This window comes from Chamaesiphon sp. VAR_48_metabat_135_sub (genome assembly GCF_031418915.1).
Lineage (GTDB): Bacteria > Cyanobacteriota > Cyanobacteriia > Cyanobacteriales > Chamaesiphonaceae > Chamaesiphon.
Genome location: NZ_JANOJV010000174.1, coordinates 1 through 17,419 on the forward strand (window position 1 = coordinate 1; position 17,419 = coordinate 17,419).

At 43.8% G+C, this 17,419-nt stretch carries 17 protein-coding genes and 1 pseudogene; 5 read left to right on the forward strand and 13 right to left on the reverse strand.

The window, feature by feature from the left end:
- Positions 1-1,585 (forward strand): transketolase (gene tkt, locus RMO55_RS12745; RefSeq protein WP_310427048.1); only part of this gene is annotated, 1,585 nt, incomplete at its 5' end.
- Positions 1,586-1,723: 138 nt separating this feature from the next.
- Here the strand turns inward: tkt and RMO55_RS12750 are convergent.
- Positions 1,724-2,155, reverse strand: coding sequence for an MAPEG family protein (locus RMO55_RS12750; RefSeq protein WP_310427050.1), 432 nt, complete (start codon positions 2,153-2,155; stop codon positions 1,724-1,726).
- 132 nt (positions 2,156-2,287) lie between these two features.
- Between RMO55_RS12750 and RMO55_RS22265 the strand changes: the two are divergent.
- Positions 2,288-2,935: pseudogene (locus RMO55_RS22265) on the forward strand (LuxR C-terminal-related transcriptional regulator); the annotation flags it as partial.
- A 229-nt stretch (positions 2,936-3,164) separates the two neighbouring features.
- Here the strand turns inward: RMO55_RS22265 and phoU are convergent.
- Together phoU and RMO55_RS12770 are read right to left on the reverse strand one after the other, a co-directional pair.
- Positions 3,165-3,809: a phosphate signaling complex protein PhoU gene (gene phoU, locus RMO55_RS12765; RefSeq protein WP_396134294.1), complete on the reverse strand. Its 645-nt coding sequence runs from the start codon at positions 3,807-3,809 to the stop codon at positions 3,165-3,167.
- Between the two features lie 187 nt (positions 3,810-3,996).
- Complete coding sequence (locus RMO55_RS12770; RefSeq protein WP_310427055.1) at positions 3,997-5,304, reverse strand: PAS domain-containing sensor histidine kinase; 1,308 nt, start codon at positions 5,302-5,304, stop codon at positions 3,997-3,999.
- 568 nt (positions 5,305-5,872) lie between these two features.
- Between RMO55_RS12770 and RMO55_RS12775 the strand changes: the two genes are divergently transcribed.
- Positions 5,873-6,628 (forward strand): winged helix-turn-helix domain-containing protein, encoded by a 756-nt coding sequence (locus tag RMO55_RS12775; RefSeq protein WP_396134295.1) that lies wholly within the window; start codon positions 5,873-5,875, stop codon positions 6,626-6,628.
- A gap of 62 nt (positions 6,629-6,690) precedes the next feature.
- On the opposite strand, the gene pstB is transcribed toward RMO55_RS12775, so the two are convergent.
- The 4 genes from pstB to pstS form a co-directional block, all read right to left on the reverse strand.
- Positions 6,691-7,494 carry a phosphate ABC transporter ATP-binding protein PstB gene (pstB, locus tag RMO55_RS12780; RefSeq protein WP_310427059.1) on the reverse strand — a complete coding sequence of 268 codons (804 nt, stop codon included), beginning with the start codon at positions 7,492-7,494 and terminating at the stop codon, positions 6,691-6,693.
- Between the two features lie 46 nt (positions 7,495-7,540).
- Positions 7,541-8,407 (reverse strand): phosphate ABC transporter permease PstA, encoded by an 867-nt coding sequence (gene pstA / locus RMO55_RS12785; protein ID WP_310427061.1) that lies wholly within the window; start codon positions 8,405-8,407, stop codon positions 7,541-7,543.
- A gap of 4 nt (positions 8,408-8,411) precedes the next feature.
- Positions 8,412-9,368, reverse strand: a complete 957-nt coding sequence (gene pstC, locus RMO55_RS12790) for a phosphate ABC transporter permease subunit PstC (RefSeq protein ID WP_310427062.1) — start codon at positions 9,366-9,368, stop codon at positions 8,412-8,414.
- 103 nt (positions 9,369-9,471) lie between these two features.
- Positions 9,472-10,497: a phosphate ABC transporter substrate-binding protein PstS gene (gene pstS / locus RMO55_RS12795; protein WP_310427064.1), complete on the reverse strand. Its 1,026-nt coding sequence runs from the start codon at positions 10,495-10,497 to the stop codon at positions 9,472-9,474.
- 305 nt (positions 10,498-10,802) lie between these two features.
- On the opposite strand from pstS, the gene egtD reads away from it, so the two are divergent.
- Entirely contained in the window at positions 10,803-11,822 is a 1,020-nt protein-coding gene (egtD, locus tag RMO55_RS12800; protein WP_310427066.1) for an L-histidine N(alpha)-methyltransferase, read from the forward strand.
- A gap of 30 nt (positions 11,823-11,852) precedes the next feature.
- Here egtD and RMO55_RS12805 read toward each other — a convergent pair whose 3' ends face one another.
- The gene (locus tag RMO55_RS12805; protein WP_310427068.1) at positions 11,853-12,500 is read right to left on the reverse strand and encodes a sugar transferase; all 648 of its coding nucleotides are present in this window, start codon (positions 12,498-12,500) and stop codon (positions 11,853-11,855) included.
- A gap of 258 nt (positions 12,501-12,758) precedes the next feature.
- On the opposite strand from RMO55_RS12805, the gene RMO55_RS12810 reads away from it, so the two are divergent.
- Positions 12,759-13,100 carry a hypothetical protein gene (locus RMO55_RS12810; protein WP_310427069.1) on the forward strand — a complete coding sequence of 114 codons (342 nt, stop codon included), beginning with the start codon at positions 12,759-12,761 and terminating at the stop codon, positions 13,098-13,100.
- Positions 13,101-13,112: 12 nt separating this feature from the next.
- Here RMO55_RS12810 and RMO55_RS12815 read toward each other — a convergent pair whose 3' ends face one another.
- The 5 genes from RMO55_RS12815 to rseP form a co-directional block, all read right to left on the reverse strand.
- Entirely contained in the window at positions 13,113-13,808 is a 696-nt protein-coding gene (locus tag RMO55_RS12815) for a class I SAM-dependent methyltransferase (RefSeq protein WP_310427070.1), read from the reverse strand.
- Between the two features lie 117 nt (positions 13,809-13,925).
- Complete coding sequence (locus tag RMO55_RS12820) at positions 13,926-14,579, reverse strand: DUF2301 domain-containing membrane protein (RefSeq protein ID WP_310427071.1); 654 nt, start codon at positions 14,577-14,579, stop codon at positions 13,926-13,928.
- 53 nt (positions 14,580-14,632) lie between these two features.
- Complete coding sequence (locus RMO55_RS12825; RefSeq protein ID WP_310427072.1) at positions 14,633-15,403, reverse strand: RDD family protein; 771 nt, start codon at positions 15,401-15,403, stop codon at positions 14,633-14,635.
- Positions 15,404-15,486: 83 nt separating this feature from the next.
- Positions 15,487-16,437 carry a hypothetical protein gene (locus RMO55_RS12830; RefSeq protein ID WP_310427074.1) on the reverse strand — a complete coding sequence of 317 codons (951 nt, stop codon included), beginning with the start codon at positions 16,435-16,437 and terminating at the stop codon, positions 15,487-15,489.
- Positions 16,438-17,419, reverse strand: a 982-nt coding sequence (rseP, locus tag RMO55_RS12835; RefSeq protein ID WP_310427076.1) for an RIP metalloprotease RseP, incomplete at its 5' end; no start/stop codon positions are given. It lies immediately after the preceding gene.

Genomic DNA, 17,419 nt, shown 5'->3' on the forward strand with positions numbered 1-17,419 from the left:
TAACAAACCTGATGCTACTCTAGTTGACCACTATACCTACGTGATCGTCGGCGATGGTTGCAATATGGAAGGTATTTCTGGTGAAGCAGCTTCGATCGCTGGTCACTGGGGACTAGGTAAACTGATCGTACTGTACGATGACAACCATATCTCGATCGATGGTTCTACCGATGTCGCCTTCACTGAAGATGTATCCGCACGGTTTGAATCCTATGGCTGGCACACCATCCACGTCAAAGATGGTAACACCGACCTAGCCGCAATTGAAGCCGCGATCGCCGCAGCGAAAGCCATCACCGACAAACCTACGATGATCAAAGTCACCACGATCATCGGTTACGGTTCCCCGAATAAATCCAACACTGCTGGTATTCACGGTGCGGCTCTAGGCGAAGCTGAAATCAAACTCACCCGCGAAAACCTCGGCTGGGAATATGCTCCCTTTGAATTACCTGCTGACGCAGTAACTCACATGCGCGAAGCAGTCGCTAATGGTGCTAAAGCTGAAGGCTCATGGAATGAAACCCTCGCTGCATACACCGCCAAATATCCCACAGAAGCCGCCGAATTCACTAGTTTGACCTCCCGCCAGCTTCCCGCTGGTTGGGATAGCGTCTTGCCCACTTACACCCCCGCAGATAGCGCAGTAGCTAGCCGCAAACACTCCGAAATTTGTCTCAACAAATTAGCTGCTGTCCTACCTGGTTTAATCGGCGGTTCCGCTGACTTAACCCACTCCAACCTCACCGAAATCAAAACTTCCGGTGACTTCCAAAAAGGCGCATACCAAAATCGTAACGTTCACTTCGGTGTCCGCGAACATGCAATGGGAGCCATCTGTAACGGGATCGCCCTCCACAATTCCGGCTTAATTCCTTACGGCGCAACCTTCCTAATCTTCTCCGATTACATGCGTGCTCCGATTCGCCTCTCCGCCTTATCCAAAGCGGGTTCGATTTGGGTAATGACTCACGATTCCGTCGGACAAGGTGAAGATGGTCCTACTCACCAACCGATCGAAACCATCGCATCCTTACGGGCTATTCCTAATTTAACCGTAATTCGTCCCGCCGATGGTAACGAAACATCCGGTGCATATAAAGTAGCGATCGAAAAAGCCAGCAAAACCGATCCTACCCTCCTCGCCCTCTCCCGTCAAAACTTACCTAACTTACCAGGTACCTCGATCGCAGGCGTAGCCAAAGGAGCTTATACTATTGTCGATTCCGAAGGTACTCCCGACATCATCCTCATCGGTACTGGCTCCGAAGTCATGCTCTGTGTCACCGCAGCCGAAAAACTCACCGCTGAAGGTACCAAAGTTCGCGTAGTTTCCATGCCATCATGGGAATTATTCGACGAGCAAGACGCAGCTTACAAAGAATCCGTCTTACCTAAAGCTGTAACTAAACGAGTAGCAGTAGAAGCCGCTTGTAGCCAAGGTTGGCACCGCTTTGTCGGTATCGATGGTGGTTTAGTTACAATCGATCGTTTTGGTGCTTCGGCTCCTGGTGGCGTTGTGATGGATAAATTCGGTTTCACTGTTGATAACGTTGTCAAAACAGCTAAATCCGTATTGGGTTAATTAACAACTTTAATTTTGAGAATCCAATTGATTCGATCAAATCTGAATCAATTGGATTTTCTACTCTCAATTGCACACAATCTTTGGGTATTGAATCTAAATGACGATCGAGGAAATCAATCGATATTAGCCTAATTCTCATGGCTGTGCAGCTAATTGAAACAATGCCCGAATTGCAATGAAACACACCGACAGTGAGGAGACCAGATACAAATAGAACCTCAGCATGACAAGATTGAATGTGCAATGCACCATGCTATGTAATGCGCGAAAAACAACAAATATCCACGCAGAATTTATGTATACTGTATCTACTTGTTCGGTGATAAATAGGTAGAAGACAAGTACATAAAAAAGGACTGGCATCTCGAATAGATTTTTGAAGTTATCCGACGGATTGGATACACTTGCTGGAGAAAGTTGTGCCAGTCTACCGGGTATTGCTAGCTCTTTCGGGCTAAATTTGTTAGTTGTAATAAAAGCGATCCTGCGGATGTACATATATACCCAGACAACGAGTGTTAAAAATACTGTGGCAAAGAAGGGACTAAAAATTGCAGTTTGGTTCATTTTGGCATTCGTTGATCGTTTGTACTATCGATCTCTGTGTGTTGGTGATCGTCGCAACAAAACCGATAATGTCTATACTAGAGGTGAAAACCGATTGTGGATAGTCCTCGATCGGGTACTCTTTTGGACACTATGAGTGGTTCTTTGCAGCCTTTATTTGAAGAGATCGATCGAGTCAAAGTAGAACGAGATTTAAGATCGAAAATCGTGCCAAAAATTGGCGAACATTTTGCTGCAACGAGGTCGGCAATTTTTTTCTTCGATACAATGTCCGTGCTCAATCCCAATCTTCAGCAGATATTAAAAGTTGCGCTGTCAATGGAACGCAATCCAATCGCCCGTTATTTATTTGAGCATCACGCACCAGTTAATGAAGCATTAGTGACATCGCCGAAAGTGTGAAATCTAATTTGTCCTCGTGCCGACCATTGGCATGTGCTGGCGGGGCCGATTGTCGTGGGTGGTCGCTTAATTGGTGCTGTTGGTTGTACTCGAGATCGCTCCATGCCTGCTTTTGATGCCCAAAACCTCGCCGATCTGAGTGGAATCTGTTTGCACCTATCGATTTGGGCGGCAACAGTTAGATCCTTACCTCAACCCGAGCGGACAGAACGATTGACAGCGCGAGAATGGCAAATTGTTGAATTGGTCGCGCTAGGGCGCACGAACGCTGCAATTGGGACTGAGGTATGGATTACCGAAAATTCGGTCAAACAGGCGTTAAAACGGATGTTTCGCAAGCTAGAGGTGTCATCTCGTGCCGAAATGCTCGCCCAGCTTTCCGACCAACGATCTACACGATCCTCAGATCGCTTTAATCACATCTTGCACCAGCGGTATCTCCTGTCGGAGAGGGTGTGCCTACGGCAGGCTTTGCCAACGCCAACGCGCTGGCGGAGGTTCCCTCCAGATCTCGCTGTGACAAGACATTACATAGAAGCTGACGAAAATAGCCTCACTATTCAGTAAAACACTAGTAACTATGTTTTGATGCAAGATGTGAGTTGAATCACTCTCTCGCACCTGTGACGATGAAAGTTACCCGAAAGGCAATATTCGTGGCATGGTCTGCCATGCGTTCGAGATGACGGATGGTTAAAGCTAGTAAAATGGTGGGTTCGATCGATCCTTGGAGATTGGTTTGACTGGCTAAAGTTTGATAAATTTCATCATAGGCGAGATCGACTGCATCATCCAGTTTGTGGACGGTTGGGCCAGCAGTACCATCGAGAGTCGCTAGAGCTGCTAGGCTAGATTCTAGCATTGCTCTAGCATGGTGAGACATCTGTTCGATCGCAGGGATACAAGGATGTTCTGCATAGGGAAATAATTTCAGCGAAATTTCACCCAGATCTTTGGCATAATCACCAATCCGCTCTAGATCTCGCACCATTTGCATAAAGGCACTCAGCAGCCGCAAATCTTGAGCGACGGGGGAAGCAATCGCCATCAGTTCGGCACATTCCAGCTCGATCTGATGGTAGTATCGATCGATCTTGAGATCGAGGAGGGGAATTTGTTGGGTAATCTCGATCTCCCGCTGGAATAGCGAGTGGTGCGCCAGTCGAAAGGAATTTTCGACTAAGGCACCCATCCGCAGCAAATCTTGTTCTAAGCTGCGGCTACGGTGTCTAAACTGTCTAGATTCGTTCAATGAATAAGATGTAGTCATATTTAGAAAGTAATTATAATACCTAAATTAGAATCTACTAAATCTAGATAATTGGTAGTTGTTCTATATTACAGACATCAGGAAGTTGATTAATGTTGCAAAAAACACGATTTTCATGTTTTTAGTTAGATCTGTGTCGGAAATAACATTTTCACCTTCTATGTATAAATTAATTATTCGGTAAAATTATTTTGAACCAAGCTCCACCAGTCGTTGGATGATTATTTGCCACGATTGTCCCTTGATGTGCGAGGATAATCTGACGGACGATTGCTAGTCCTAATCCGCTCCCTGTGGTTTGAGAATTGAGATTGCTATTACTGGTCGGCAGACGTTGACGAGAGACATCACCGCGATATAATCGCTCGAAGATATGTGGTAGATCGGTTTGGGTAAAACCAGAGCCATCATCAAAGAGATCGATTTCAACTCGATTCGATCCTAGCAGCTCAATATCGATCCAAATATGTCCTCGATCGGGACAGTATTTAAGACTATTATCAAAGAGATTGATTAATACTTGGGTAAATCTAGCTGGATCGAGTTCCAAGACTAGTTGCGGTAAACCCGTACAGACAAATTCGATTTGTTTTTGGGCAGCAATCGGCGCTAAGGTATGCCAGACATCATCAATGAGCCGAATCAAATCTACCGATCCTAACCGCAGATTTTGAGTCGAAGATGTTTCTAATCGACTGAGTTCTGAGAAATGCTGAACCAGATCGATCGATCGATTAGTTTCTTTTAAAATTCGATCTGCCCAGCGAGTCAAATCGGGTGTAACTTTAGCTTGTAATGTTTCGGCAAGTAGATAAATAGATGTTAGCGGCGTGCGAATTTCATGGGCGAGATCTCCCAGCCAGCGTTCTTGTGCAGTCGCGGCATCGACTCGATCTTGCTGGCTTTCAATAAATATCGCCATCGCACCGTCAGTAAGCGAAATACAATTGGCTTTAAGCCAAACAGATCGGGAATCTGCTGCTTCCTGATAACCAAAATGAAATTGCCAGATTAGCTCATTGGTAAATTGACTCGATTCTTCTTCAGAGACGCTACGCAAACGAACTCGATCGATAAATTGATCGAGTTCGTAAGAACGAACTAATTCTAATAATAATCTAGTTTTTCCAGCATCCCATTTGTTAATTTGTAGTAAGCGTTGCGCTGTCTCGTTGCACCACAAAACCTGATTGTCAGCATCGAGTTGCAAATAACCAATCGGTGCTACTTGCAATAGAGACTGCCAACCGAATAGCTGTTTTTCGAGTTGTTCTTGTTGCTTTTGAATAATGATGGCTCTGCGGCGCAACTGTGACACAATCGGTAAAGAAATATCTTCACGATTTACCGATGACTCCATCACTGATAAAACTTGTTTTAATTGCCGCTTGACCAATAATTCACGCCAAAGGTAGCAACTTCCAGCACCAATCAGCACCCCAAAAACTGTAGATATAAAGATGGCTAAAAGCAACATGATTCGATAAAAGATTGGGACGATCGCCAACCATATATGCTGAGGCTATTCACATAGAGACATCCATAGAATGTTGGCTCAATTTACAGTCGGTAATCGATCGGATCGTGTTAACCTGTAGGGGTGCCCTTAACTGGCACTGAGCGTCTTGAACGCAGAATTATTTAGTATATTTGGGTGCCGCCAAAATGAGAACTCAACTCATTCTACCATCTGGATCGCGACAGCGAAAATCGACCGTACCGCTCGAACCATCAAAGTGCGTTACGCTGCCGCTAACACACCCTACAACAAATCCTAACTCTCCGACAGGCTGCGAGTAATATTAACTCGTAGGAGCGTTGCTGTCTTGTCGTTTTTTTATTCGGGAGGAACCCCAGAACAAAAACGCCGCTTCATACCCGCTCTCTAGAGGTTACACTTCTCACTTAGGATCGCTAAGTAAACTGAGTTGCTATTGTCAGATCTGCAGTTGCCTGCTATTAATAGTGTAGCGAACAACAATTTCGAGCCACCCCGATTTACCCTCATTCCAAATCGTTTCCTTATCTTTCAGTCAATAGTGATGATGCTCGCACTCAATATGTCGAATAACTCTGATATTCAGAACCTAGGCACTGTCATCAATCGCGTTTTAGTAGTAGAAGATGAAGAGTCAATTAGAGAATTAATCGTATTGGGCTTAGAAGAAGAGGGTTTTGAAGTAGTTGCCGTCGGTGATGGACAAACAGCACTAACTAAATGTCAAGCACAAACTGTTCAACCTCAGGATTTTCCCTTCGATCTGATTGTGCTAGATCTGATGATACCCCAAGTTAGCGGTCTGGATTTATGTCGATTTTTGCGATATAAGGGCAATCATGTACCAATTTTGATGGTTAGTGCCAAAACAACCGAAACAGACCGTGTATTGGGGCTAGAAATCGGTGCTGACGACTATATTAGTAAGCCCTTTAGTATGCGAGAATTGGTGGCACGTTGTCGCGCTCTGCTCCGTCGTAATCGATTAAATACGCCGATCGAACCGTCAATCGTCCAATTTCAAGAGATCGTCCTCTATCCTGAAGAATATCGCGTGATGGTGCGTGGAGTAGGTGTCAATCTCTCCCCGCGAGAATTTCGACTGCTAGAGCTATTCATGCAAAATCCCCGCCGCGTGTGGGGGCGAGAACAATTACTCGATCGAGTCTGGGGGCTAGATTTCATCGGCGATCGCAAAACCGTCGATGTTCACATTCGTTGGCTCCGTGAAAAACTCGAATTAGATCCCAGTCAACCCCAGTATATTACCACAGTTAGGGGCTTTGGTTATCGATTTGGGTAGGAGCGTAATGGTAGGGTACGCTCGCGCTTGCAGCTAACACACCCTACTTATTACTCGATCGATCAACCAAATCTACCAGAGACATAATCATTGGTACGTGTATCGACTGGAAATGAGAAAATCTGTTTAGTTTCGCCGAATTCTACCATTCTACCAATCCGACTTTCATCGGTACTAAAAAAGGCGGTATAGTCAGAAATTCTGGCAGCTTGTTGCATGTTATGAGTAACAATTGCGATCGTTAGATCGTTGCGTAAACTATGCATTAGTTCTTCGATCTTCATCGTAGCGACTGGATCTAATGCCGAACAAGGTTCATCCATTAAGAGTACTTGGGGTTTGACTGCCAAGGCGCGAGCGATACACAATCTTTGCTGTTGTCCACCGGATAATCCTAGTGCAGATTTATGCAATTTATCTTTGACTTCATTCCAAAGTGCCGCACCCTGTAGAGCTGATTCAACCACCAGATCGAGGTCGGATCGGCGCACTTTCTCTTCCCCAATCTTGATGCCGTAAGCAACATTTTCATAGATGCTCATCGGGAAAGGATTTGGCTTTTGAAATACCATACCGATCTGTCTTCTCAGTTGATTGAGATTGACTTGAGGGTGATAAATATTTTGACCATAGAACTCAACTTGCCCCTCAGTTTTAATACTTCCTTCTAGCTCTCCAATCCGGTTGAGTGCTTTGATAAAAGTAGATTTTCCGCAACCAGATGGCCCAATAATTGCTGTCACCCGATTTTGAAAAATACTCATATTAATGTTCTCTAACGCCCGCACTGCACCATAAAAAAAGCTCAAGTTGTTAACCTGAATTGCAGTTTGCAACTGTGAAATAGCTTCGTTTAATATACGCATAAAATTAAAATAATGTTAAAGTAAAAACCGTTGAATACTTGCTAATTCACCTTACTCTATTAGAAAAAAATCGAGCTGATAGATTAATAAATAAAACTATACTGAGTAAAAAGAAAGATGCTGTCCAAACTAATTGATTTTTAACTGGATCGGGATCGTTATATAAATTAAAAATTAGAATGGGTAACGAAGCAGTTGGACTCAGTAGATTTGATGCCCAATCTTGGGCAAAAAGAGCAGTAAATAGCAAAGGTGCTGTTTCACCGATGCCCCGCGAGATCGCCAATAATACTCCAGTAACAAGTGCTGGTAGAGCCGTGGGGAGGATAATTCGCGATATTGTTTGAAATTTACTACCACCCAATCCAGCAGAAGCTAGCCGTAGATTGTTGGGGACTAGTTTTAAAACCTCTTCTGTTGTCAACGCAATAATTGGCAACATCAGAATTGCCAAGCTAATTCCACCAGCTAGCGCACTATAGCTGAAATCAAATAATTTTTTACTAGTTAGTACGACCGCATCGTAAGTGAAAATTCCCACCACGATCGAGGGTACTCCAGTTAGGATAGTATTCAAAAATTTGATAGTACGATTAATCTTACTATTCGGCTCATATTCGGCTAAATAGATTCCAGTAGCCACCCCAATTGGGATACTTAATAAAGAGGCGATTGTAATCATGAGCGATGTGCCAACAATTGCATTGGCAAAACCATCATCGATGATTGGCTTAGTAAACATTGCTGGTGTCAGCCCAGGAAATCCTTTAGATACAATATTCCATAATACTGAAATCAGTGGTGACATCCCGACGATCGTCAGCACAACAGCTAAAACAGTCATCCCCCGATCGAATAAATTTCGCAACGGAGATAGTGGTGTAATTAATTTAAGAGCTTCTGGGTTTTTCATGTTATTACTTATCACCGCGCTCGACTAATCTGACCAATCCAATTGCCCCAATATTTACGGATAGAGTAATCGCGAACAAGATTAACACTAAATAAGTCAATGCACCAACGTGAATATCTTCTTGCGCCTCGGCAAATGTATTTGCTAAAATCGCGGGAATTGAGTAAGCAGGTGCGAAGATTGAAGGACTAATATTTTCGGCATTACCAATTACCATTGTCACTGCCATCGTTTCACCCAATGCACGTCCTAACGCCAACATCACCCCACCAATGATACCTGAAAAAGCTTTGGGTAAAACTACTCGAAAGATCGTCTCCCAGCGGGTAGATCCCAGAGCCATCGAGCCAGTTCGCAGATAATTAGGCACAACCAACAGCACTTCTCGACTGACAGCAGCGATAGTGGGCAGAATCATGATTGCCAATAACATTCCCGCTGTCAATAATCCAGATCCAGACGGCTCGGTACTAAATAAAGGAATGTTAGCAAATTTGCGATGGAGCAACTGTTGGATTGGCAGGAGAATCGGGATCAGCGTATAAAATCCCCAGAGTCCAAACACCACACTAGGTATCGATGCGAGCAATTCGATCGTAAATGCAATAGTCGATCGCAACCATTTTGGCAACAAGTCTTCACTGGTGACAATCGCCACAGCCAAACCGACGGGAACGGCAAAGATTAGGGAAATTAATCCACTCCCAAGTGTGCCATAAATCAACGGTAAGGCACCAAACTGAAGATCTGGTACATTCCAATCCCGACCGACCAAAAAACCCCACCCGAACTGTGAGATTGCGGGTAAGGCGTGTCCGGTAATAATCCAGCCCATCAGCACCAAGATACAAACCGATATGCCGCTAGCTGCATACATGAGATAGCGAAATAATCGATCTGATCGATCGTTTTTAGAGGGGCGATTACGCCTAGCCAAATGATTTTTGGTTGGCGTAGGCATAAACAATTTTTGTGAGGAGGACATTGTTAGAGATGTAGAGTTGTAGGGTGGGCAATGCCCACCATCTAGGTTTTATGTAAACACTAGATTCCAAACAATTAGGTTACTTTACGCCGGATTCAACAGCTTCGATCGCCCGTTGTGCAACACTACTAGGAATAGAAGTATAGTTAAGGTCGTCATTAAATTGCTGACCGCTGGTCAGTATCCATTTCACCATTGTCTTAATCGCTTTAGCTTTGTTCGGATCTTTTTGAGTTTTAGGAATTAGTAACCAAGTCAAACCAACAATCGGATAACCCTGGGTAGAATTGACATCAAATGCGCGGAAGTTTTCGGGAAACTGCACATCGGACAAAGCTAGATTGGCAGATTTTAGGGATGGCGAAACATATTTACCGCTACCATTTTGGACTAAAGCAGAGGAGAGTCCACTTTTGAGCGCGAATTCATACTCAACATAACCAATCGATCCTGCTGTTTGTTTGACAGAAGCTGCAACTCCAGGATTACCTTTCCCTTTCAAAAAACCAGACGGCCATTTAGGTTCTTTACTAACCCCAACTGCGGACTTGAATTCTGGGCTAATCGCACTGAGGTGATTGGAAAAGATGAATGAGGTACCACTACCATCAGCTCTGACAGCAGGCTTAATTGCGCTACTTGGCAAGCTAGCACCTTTGTTGTCTTGAGCGATCTGAGGATCGTTCCAAGTCGTGATTTTACCTGTAAAAATTCCACCTAAAACTGCATTAGAGAGCTTGAGATTTTTAACTCCAGGTAAGTTATAAACTACCGACACCGCACCACCAGCAGTGGGAATTAATAGTACGCCACCTTTTACCTTGGCCATTTCGCCATCGGTCATGGCTGCATCACTAGCCCCAAAATCTACCGTACCAGCGATCGTCTGTTTAACTCCACCACCACTACCAATGCTTTGGTAGTTGACCTTTATATCTGGGTGAGCTTTCCGCATCTCCCGCACATATCTCTCATATAATGGTTGGGGAAAAGTTGCCCCAGCACCACTGAGAGTCACCTCAGCCAGTGCTGCCAGTTGAGTGCCAAACACTGATACTGCAACTGCCGTGAGAGTGGTAAGACGACCTAAATTATTGAGTAACATGTGGTATAACTGTCAAGTTTACTTAAAATACACCGATCTCAAAAAATGCTAGCTTCAACAATAGCTTTTGGGCATAGCGTGAGCTGATTTTGACACCAGCAGTATCTTAACCCGACCTTCTTTAAGCATCCATCCCGATCGGGTTAACATCTGTTTAAGTTTGATTTAAAGCTCCCACATACCTCTCATCTAACTTAGGTCGGGAATACCCACCTGTTCTAATTTAGATATAAGATTTTTAATATAGATAGACGAATTACTAATTTACTCCATCACCCACCGCAATCGATCGAGATCGAACTGATATGAAAACTCAAATTCCAGCACAAAATCGATTTCGATGGATTAATCTCGACCCAGATCTGCCGCAGATCGATGATGGTAGCGATGCGATCCAAGGATTGACCCAAACGCCAAAAACCTTGCCATGTCGATATTTCTATGACGATCTCGGCTCTGAATTATTCGAGCAAATTACCGATCTCCCCGAATATTATCCCACCCGCACCGAACAATCGATCCTCGAAACATCTGTCTCGGAAATCGTCAAACTAACCGGAGCTTGCGAACTGATCGAACTCGGTAGTGGAAGTTCGCGCAAAACCCACACCTTACTCACAGCATACAGTCAACTCGACAACCCCCTGCATTATTACCCGATCGATGTTAGCGCAGGTATTCTCCGCTCCACCGCCCTCAATTTACTAGATACCTACCCCCTGCTCAACGTCTGCGGTGTCGCAGGTACCTACGAACGCGCCCTCGCCCAACTCCCACCCCGCATCATCGAAAATCGGCTGTTGATGTTTCTGGGCAGCACGATGGGAAATCTCGACGATCGATCCAGAGATATCTTCCTCACACAAGTTCAGCAGGCTCTCCAGCCTGGGGAATTTTTCCTGTTGGGAGTAGACCTCCAAAAACCGATCGACATCTTAGAAGCGGCTTATAACGATGCTCGGGGAGTTACGGCGGCTTTCAATCTAAATGTATTGCGTCATTTGAACGATCGATTCGATGGTAATTTCAATCTCGATAACTTCGCACATTTAGCCTTCTTTAATCCCACCGCCAGTCAAATCGAAATGCACCTCAAGAGTTTGACAGCTCAAACAGTTAAACTAAAAGCTCTCGACTTAGAAATAAGTCTAAAATCGGGCGAAACAATTCACACCGAAATCTCCCGTAAGTTCAATCTTCCGGCATTAACGGATACTCTCACCGCTCACGCACTTCAACCACTCAAAACCTGGACAGATCCTCAATCCTGGTTTGGTTTGATTCTCTGTCAACGGCAATGTCTACTATCTAGTGATTGTCCTTGAATAGTGAGTGAATAGTGGATAGTGAATAGCTTATTTATCATTACCTAAAAAATCTGGCATGGCGACGACATCTTCATTCTGACTGATATCTTCTTGTCCAAATACCTTCTTGACTGTCAATAGCAAAATCTTGAAGTCTAGCCATAAACTCCAATTATCCACATACCAGAGATCCAGTCTGAATTTTTCATCCCAGGAGAGGGTATTCCGTCCATTCACCTGCGCCCAACCACTAATCCCTGGTAAAACATCATGGCGACGGGCTTGTTCGGGACTGTACAGCTCCAGGTACTTTACCAGTAATGGGCGCGGCCCGATAAAACTCATATCACCGACTAATACATTCCATAGTTGAGGAAGTTCATCTAAACTAGCTTTGCGGAAAAATTTCCCCAAGGGAATCAGCCGCTCCTCGTCAGAAAGCAAATTGCCTTGAGCATCGCAATCGCCAGTCATCGTGCGAAATTTATATACGTTAAATAGCTGACTATTTTTGCCAGGGCGGGTTTGGGTGAAAAAAATGGGGCTACCCATGCGGATGCGGACGATAATTGCCACAACCAATAGTATCGGTGAAAATAGGATCAGTAACAATGCTGCCATCATCCGATCGCCAACTGCTTTAATACCTCGACTAAGATAAGTAAGCGGATTACCTGAATGTTTGTTGTCTTTCATTTTCGAGTTTGTGTCTGTCCTTAGTTATTAATAGAGCGATAGATATGAGCTGTAGACCTAACTAATCTTTATTTTGCCCACTAACTGTCTCTCCATTACTAAAGCGCAGGAATTTTTTTGGTTTCGATGTCGATCGGCATCAAAGAGCGACACTCCTTAGTTTATACAGTACGATAGCGGTATACTGCAAACATTCTCTTTGAGGCCACTCTAGTCGCTAAGTGAGCCTATCCTCATTCTAGAAATCGAAATCCGATCGTGAATAAAATTATCTCAGTATCCAGCCAACCAGTTCCTAACTTATCAGCAACATCCGAGCGCAGTCAAATTGAGGCGGAGCGGATCCAAGAGGTATTGACTCTACTCACCAGCTTAGTTGCGAGGGAAGAGGCGACGATTAAATTAATTATCGATTGTTTATATGATATTGGTTATGTCAATTTAATCGACAAAAAAGTGCGCTTTCGACCGCTAAATTCTGTCGCCAAATTTGTTGGTAAAAGGTCGAAACCAGTCGCCAAAATATTTGCTTGGCGATGGTTTATGAAAAATTGTCCGCAGCTAATTGCTAGGTGGCTATATCTCAAAGTCAAATTTTAGTCTGACGATCGACTAAAAGCTAACTTGATACATCTGAAATAATTCTCCTGTTTGGGTTTTAGTCACTTTACCACCAACTTCTTTGACTAGTTCGGTGAATTGTGTTAGTGGAGATAAAAATACTTCAGCTCCTAAATACATTTCTAAAATCGCCCAATTTTCGGCTAGTTCGGTATCTGGATCGATCGCATCAAAGATAAATATTCCATCTGGTTTTAAAACTCGTTTGACTTCTTGCAAAACTAGCTTCCAATATTCCGGCGGATAGTAACAACTAAATCCAGTCGCGATCGCCCGATCGAATGTATCATTCTCATATTGTAATTGGTGAGCGGTGCCAGATTGGACACCTTTAAATAACTTAGAATTTAATTGCGATCCGCGTGAATTCAGCGCGTTCCGTGCCACAACACTGATTTCTTGCCCATAGAAATATGTCTCCCACTCCCGCCAATTATAGATCAAAAAGCTGACACCACAGCCAATATCTAAGCAGCGGTGATTCTTTTTAAATCCAGCTAGTTCCCAAAATGGAGAGGTAATCTTGTCAGTAAGATTGCGGCTAATCCACTCTCTAAAAATCGGCATTGCTTCTACTTCTGCAGGTAGATCGAAAGCCTCTTGTTTGAATTCTCGATCGAATCTCTGTTTGACTCGATCGATTTCATTCGACCAATCATGGGATTGTGATATTAAAGAACTATACATTAGGGGATAGTGAATAGTGGATAATACCCACTAGCTAAATTTCATGCTGATTTTAGTTACTTTAGATCGATATTCGATGCTCCAATGGAGAGGCTCCACCAACGACGAATTATCGATCTATTTCTGATTTTTTAGATATTCAAATACTGATTTATCACCAAGATCGGGTGGGATTGGTTGAATGGCTTTGCGAACTGCAAAGACTAAAAATAATCCTGCCCAAATAGCTAAGAGGGTAGCTTCTACAGATTGAGGTAGCAAATTAGTTAGATGTCCTAATAATAGGAGGGGAACTAGAAAAGTCAGAATTTTTGTTTCAAATCGATTGAAACAAAAAGCTTCTTTAAAAAAGATGCCTGTTAATGCGGCAAATGTAAAGCCGATACCTAGAATTGTTAATGGTTGTTCGTAAACGATCGAGCCGATTGGTTGCTGATAATATACTGCAAAACTGAGCGCACTCAGACAACCAATCGCCCAAAATGCTTGCAATGCACGGTGCAAAACAACCATATAAATATGAATCATTGCCAACGCGATTCCTAACCCAACTGAGAAGGTAATATATAGAAATGTTGTTAAATCTAATATATTCGAGCTTACGCCTTCAGCCTGATTCAATTGCGATAAGATGGCAACTGTTCCAATCCCAAAACTTACCGCCGCCACCATCAAAGCACTGCGATAAATCACCACGCTCTGACGATCTCGATCGGTAATTGTAAACGTCCCAAACTGTCCTTGATAAACTTCCGATTCGATCGCTTCCATCTGCTTGTACCTGATAAACTTATTACTTTCTGCTGTCAATTATCAATTATCAACTACTCCCGAAATTGTTGTTGATACGCGAGAAAAATTGATTCGATCGTCAGATGAGCATCGAGAGTTGGCGGGCGATCTGCTAATTCTATTTTCTCTAGCAATTGCCGCGCCAATCGGTCGCTAACTCGATTTTTCGTGGCTGGATCTAGAGCTGGATAGCGATAGAGGTATTTGCGAATAGTGGCAAATTCATCGGGAGAAATCGCCACAATTTTTCCAGTTCTACTCAGTTGCACTGCTAGGTCAGAAGCCGCTGGGGAGAGCGCGATCTTTTGGTTCGTAACAGCTTGTCCTTCTTGAATTGAGATCGTCCCTGCAACCAGATCGCCAAGACGTTTTTCTTGTGCTGTGAAGACAATCAAAAAGAACCCTAAACAGAAGATATCGTCGATCGGGCGGAGTAGCGACCTTAAGATTGATTGTTGGATACCAACATTGCGTCCATCTTCTCTAATTACCCTAATTTTAACATATCTTTTACCTGGTGTTTGTCCCCGCCATAAGGTTTCAAACAAGACGAAATAGCCGATATACACAGCAAATAAAATTAAGATTTGGATTGCCGAAAGCCAAGGGCGAATAGTGTCAGATCGGAGCCAATCTACTTGAGTAACCAAAAATGCCCAGCCTAATAAGAGCAGAAAGAGTGTAGAACTCCAAATTAGATAATCGATAATTAAAGCATAAGTACGATTACCTACTCCGGCTAGAACAAATTCTAGTTCGACACTCTCTGGTGTTTGGGATTTAACTCGGTTTAAAAACTTCATATTGTGCTGGAAATACTTCTATCTTGTACCAGGCTATTTTACCTTTATCCAAACAACACTATTAACCACAGTACTCGAAAGATCTACAGTATCAAGTCACCACCTTCTCGTCGATTCCGCAGATCGTAATAAACGATCGCTTTAATCGTTTGCCAGAATGGCATCACAAATAGCTCGCCGAGTAGACTAAGTGCAAAACCAACTAAAATTAAGATTGCCCCCATCGATTGAGTTGATGGATCGCGAGAAATTGCGGGATTACTCATAATTTGACCGATGACACTAGGCACATTACCGAGCAGACTAATCGGTATGGTAATTAAAAAAGCCATTGCAATTGTTAGTGATATTCTCCGCGCCGCAGTCGTCGTTAGCTGTTTACTGCGACGGATACTAACGCTAGCCGATGTAGTTGACTCTACAGCCATCGGTAGTTCAGCAACGAACCAGTAGGCATAGTAGCGAATTAAAACGGCAATCCACAGCAAGAATAAACCAATCGTCAAAAGACCGATAACAATGGATGTGGCAGGATCGGGTGTCACAATTTTGAACAGATAGATAATTGCCGCTACCACCGCAAATAACACGATCGATAGCGCAAAACTGCTAATCATTGCGACTAACGATAGATACAATCCCACCAACCAGGAAAGCCTCAGAAATCCCCATGTACGCGGTAGCAACTGTTGAGTAGCAACTATGGTGGTTTCTGGTGCTTCAATTAATTCTTGATAGGCTAGCCGACAGATGATGGCTCGCTCTGTCGCATATCTAGCCAAAAAATATAAAGTTACGGCAATCCATCCCACAACTAATGGAATGGCAATCAACCATGACTTAGTTATTCCATACAGAATACCACCGATAATTGCGAAGCCGACCGCTGCAAAGCCCATGGCGATGCTCCAACCAACTGCCCGTAATGATACTAGAAAATAACGTTTAAAGTTGGACTTGTAGATGGTAGTGCCTGTGGTTACGACATTCCCCACACTTAGAGTCCCAACTGGATCGTAGTTATTTTTTGCCATTTATTTAAAGAATTGCTGAACGCTGGAGAGATTCGCGGTATCGCGAATCACCAGAAATACCCCCAATCCTAGCAGTAAAAATAAACCCGTTTGCATTACAGTTTCTTGCAATTTCATTGGCAAGGGTTTACCCAGCAATCCTTCAAACAATAAAAATGCCAGTTGACCGCCGTCTAAAGCAGGTAATGGCAAAATGTTCATTACAGCTAAATTGATACTGATTAGTGCGCCAAATTGGAGCAGTCCAGCGATATTTGCAGAGGCAATGTTCGAGCCAATTTCGACAATTTTAATCGGTCCAGCTACTTGGGAGGCTGTTTCACCAAAATTAGTTACTAATTGTGACAACCCTTGAACTGTAAGTACGATAACGCGCTCGAATTCGGTAGCTCCTTTGCCCAGAGCATCGCCTAAATTCTGCGATCGATCGATAATAATATCGGCATTGGGTGCAAGTTTTACACCGATTTGTCCTTTCCCTTCGGCATTGGCATCGGGAGTAACTTGGAGATCCAATGTTTTGTTCCCGCGTTGCACCTGGAAGGTAATTGGTTGTTGGGGATGATTTTGGATTTCCGCCATCAATTTGACAATGGCGGGTTTTCCGTCGCCTAATTGCACCCGATCCACCGCCAGAATGATATCCTTGGCTTGAATTCCCGCTTTACCTGCCGCAGTACTTAGATTGTCAGCAATCCCCGATACGACGACACCAGGATGATAATCGATTTGTTGAAATCCAGTAACGCTGACCTGGACGACGAGCAAGAAATAAGCAAAAATGAGATTGGCAATTACGCCTGCACTGATGACGATCGCGCGATCGAGAATCGGACGATTTCGGAGTAAATTAGGATCGTCGATCGGAATATCGCTGTCGGGATCGTCATCGGGAAAGCCGACAAAACCACCTAGCGGTAGTGCTCGGAGCGCGTATTCAGTTTGTGTACCTTGGTATTTTAATAATATTGGCCCAAAGCCG

Bases quoted from the DNA above. Each gene is read 5' to 3' on its own strand.
- RMO55_RS12750 (WP_310427050.1), bottom strand. From the start codon at position 2,155: ATGAACCAAACTGCAATTTTTAGTCCCTTCTTTGCCACAGTATTTTTA.
- RMO55_RS12770 (WP_310427055.1), bottom strand. From the start codon at position 5,304: ATGTTGCTTTTAGCCATCTTTATATCTACAGTTTTTGGGGTGCTGATT.
- RMO55_RS12775 (WP_396134295.1), top strand. From the start codon at position 5,873: ATGCTCGCACTCAATATGTCGAATAACTCTGATATTCAGAACCTAGGC.
- pstB (WP_310427059.1), bottom strand. From the start codon at position 7,494: ATGCGTATATTAAACGAAGCTATTTCACAGTTGCAAACTGCAATTCAG.
- pstA (WP_310427061.1), bottom strand. From the start codon at position 8,407: ATGAAAAACCCAGAAGCTCTTAAATTAATTACACCACTATCTCCGTTG.
- pstC (WP_310427062.1), bottom strand. From the start codon at position 9,368: ATGCCTACGCCAACCAAAAATCATTTGGCTAGGCGTAATCGCCCCTCT.
- pstS (WP_310427064.1), bottom strand. From the start codon at position 10,497: ATGTTACTCAATAATTTAGGTCGTCTTACCACTCTCACGGCAGTTGCA.
- egtD (WP_310427066.1), top strand. From the start codon at position 10,803: ATGAAAACTCAAATTCCAGCACAAAATCGATTTCGATGGATTAATCTC.
- RMO55_RS12805 (WP_310427068.1), bottom strand. From the start codon at position 12,500: ATGAAAGACAACAAACATTCAGGTAATCCGCTTACTTATCTTAGTCGA.
- RMO55_RS12815 (WP_310427070.1), bottom strand. From the start codon at position 13,808: ATGTATAGTTCTTTAATATCACAATCCCATGATTGGTCGAATGAAATC.
- RMO55_RS12820 (WP_310427071.1), bottom strand. From the start codon at position 14,579: ATGGAAGCGATCGAATCGGAAGTTTATCAAGGACAGTTTGGGACGTTT.
- RMO55_RS12825 (WP_310427072.1), bottom strand. From the start codon at position 15,403: ATGAAGTTTTTAAACCGAGTTAAATCCCAAACACCAGAGAGTGTCGAA.
- RMO55_RS12830 (WP_310427074.1), bottom strand. From the start codon at position 16,437: ATGGCAAAAAATAACTACGATCCAGTTGGGACTCTAAGTGTGGGGAAT.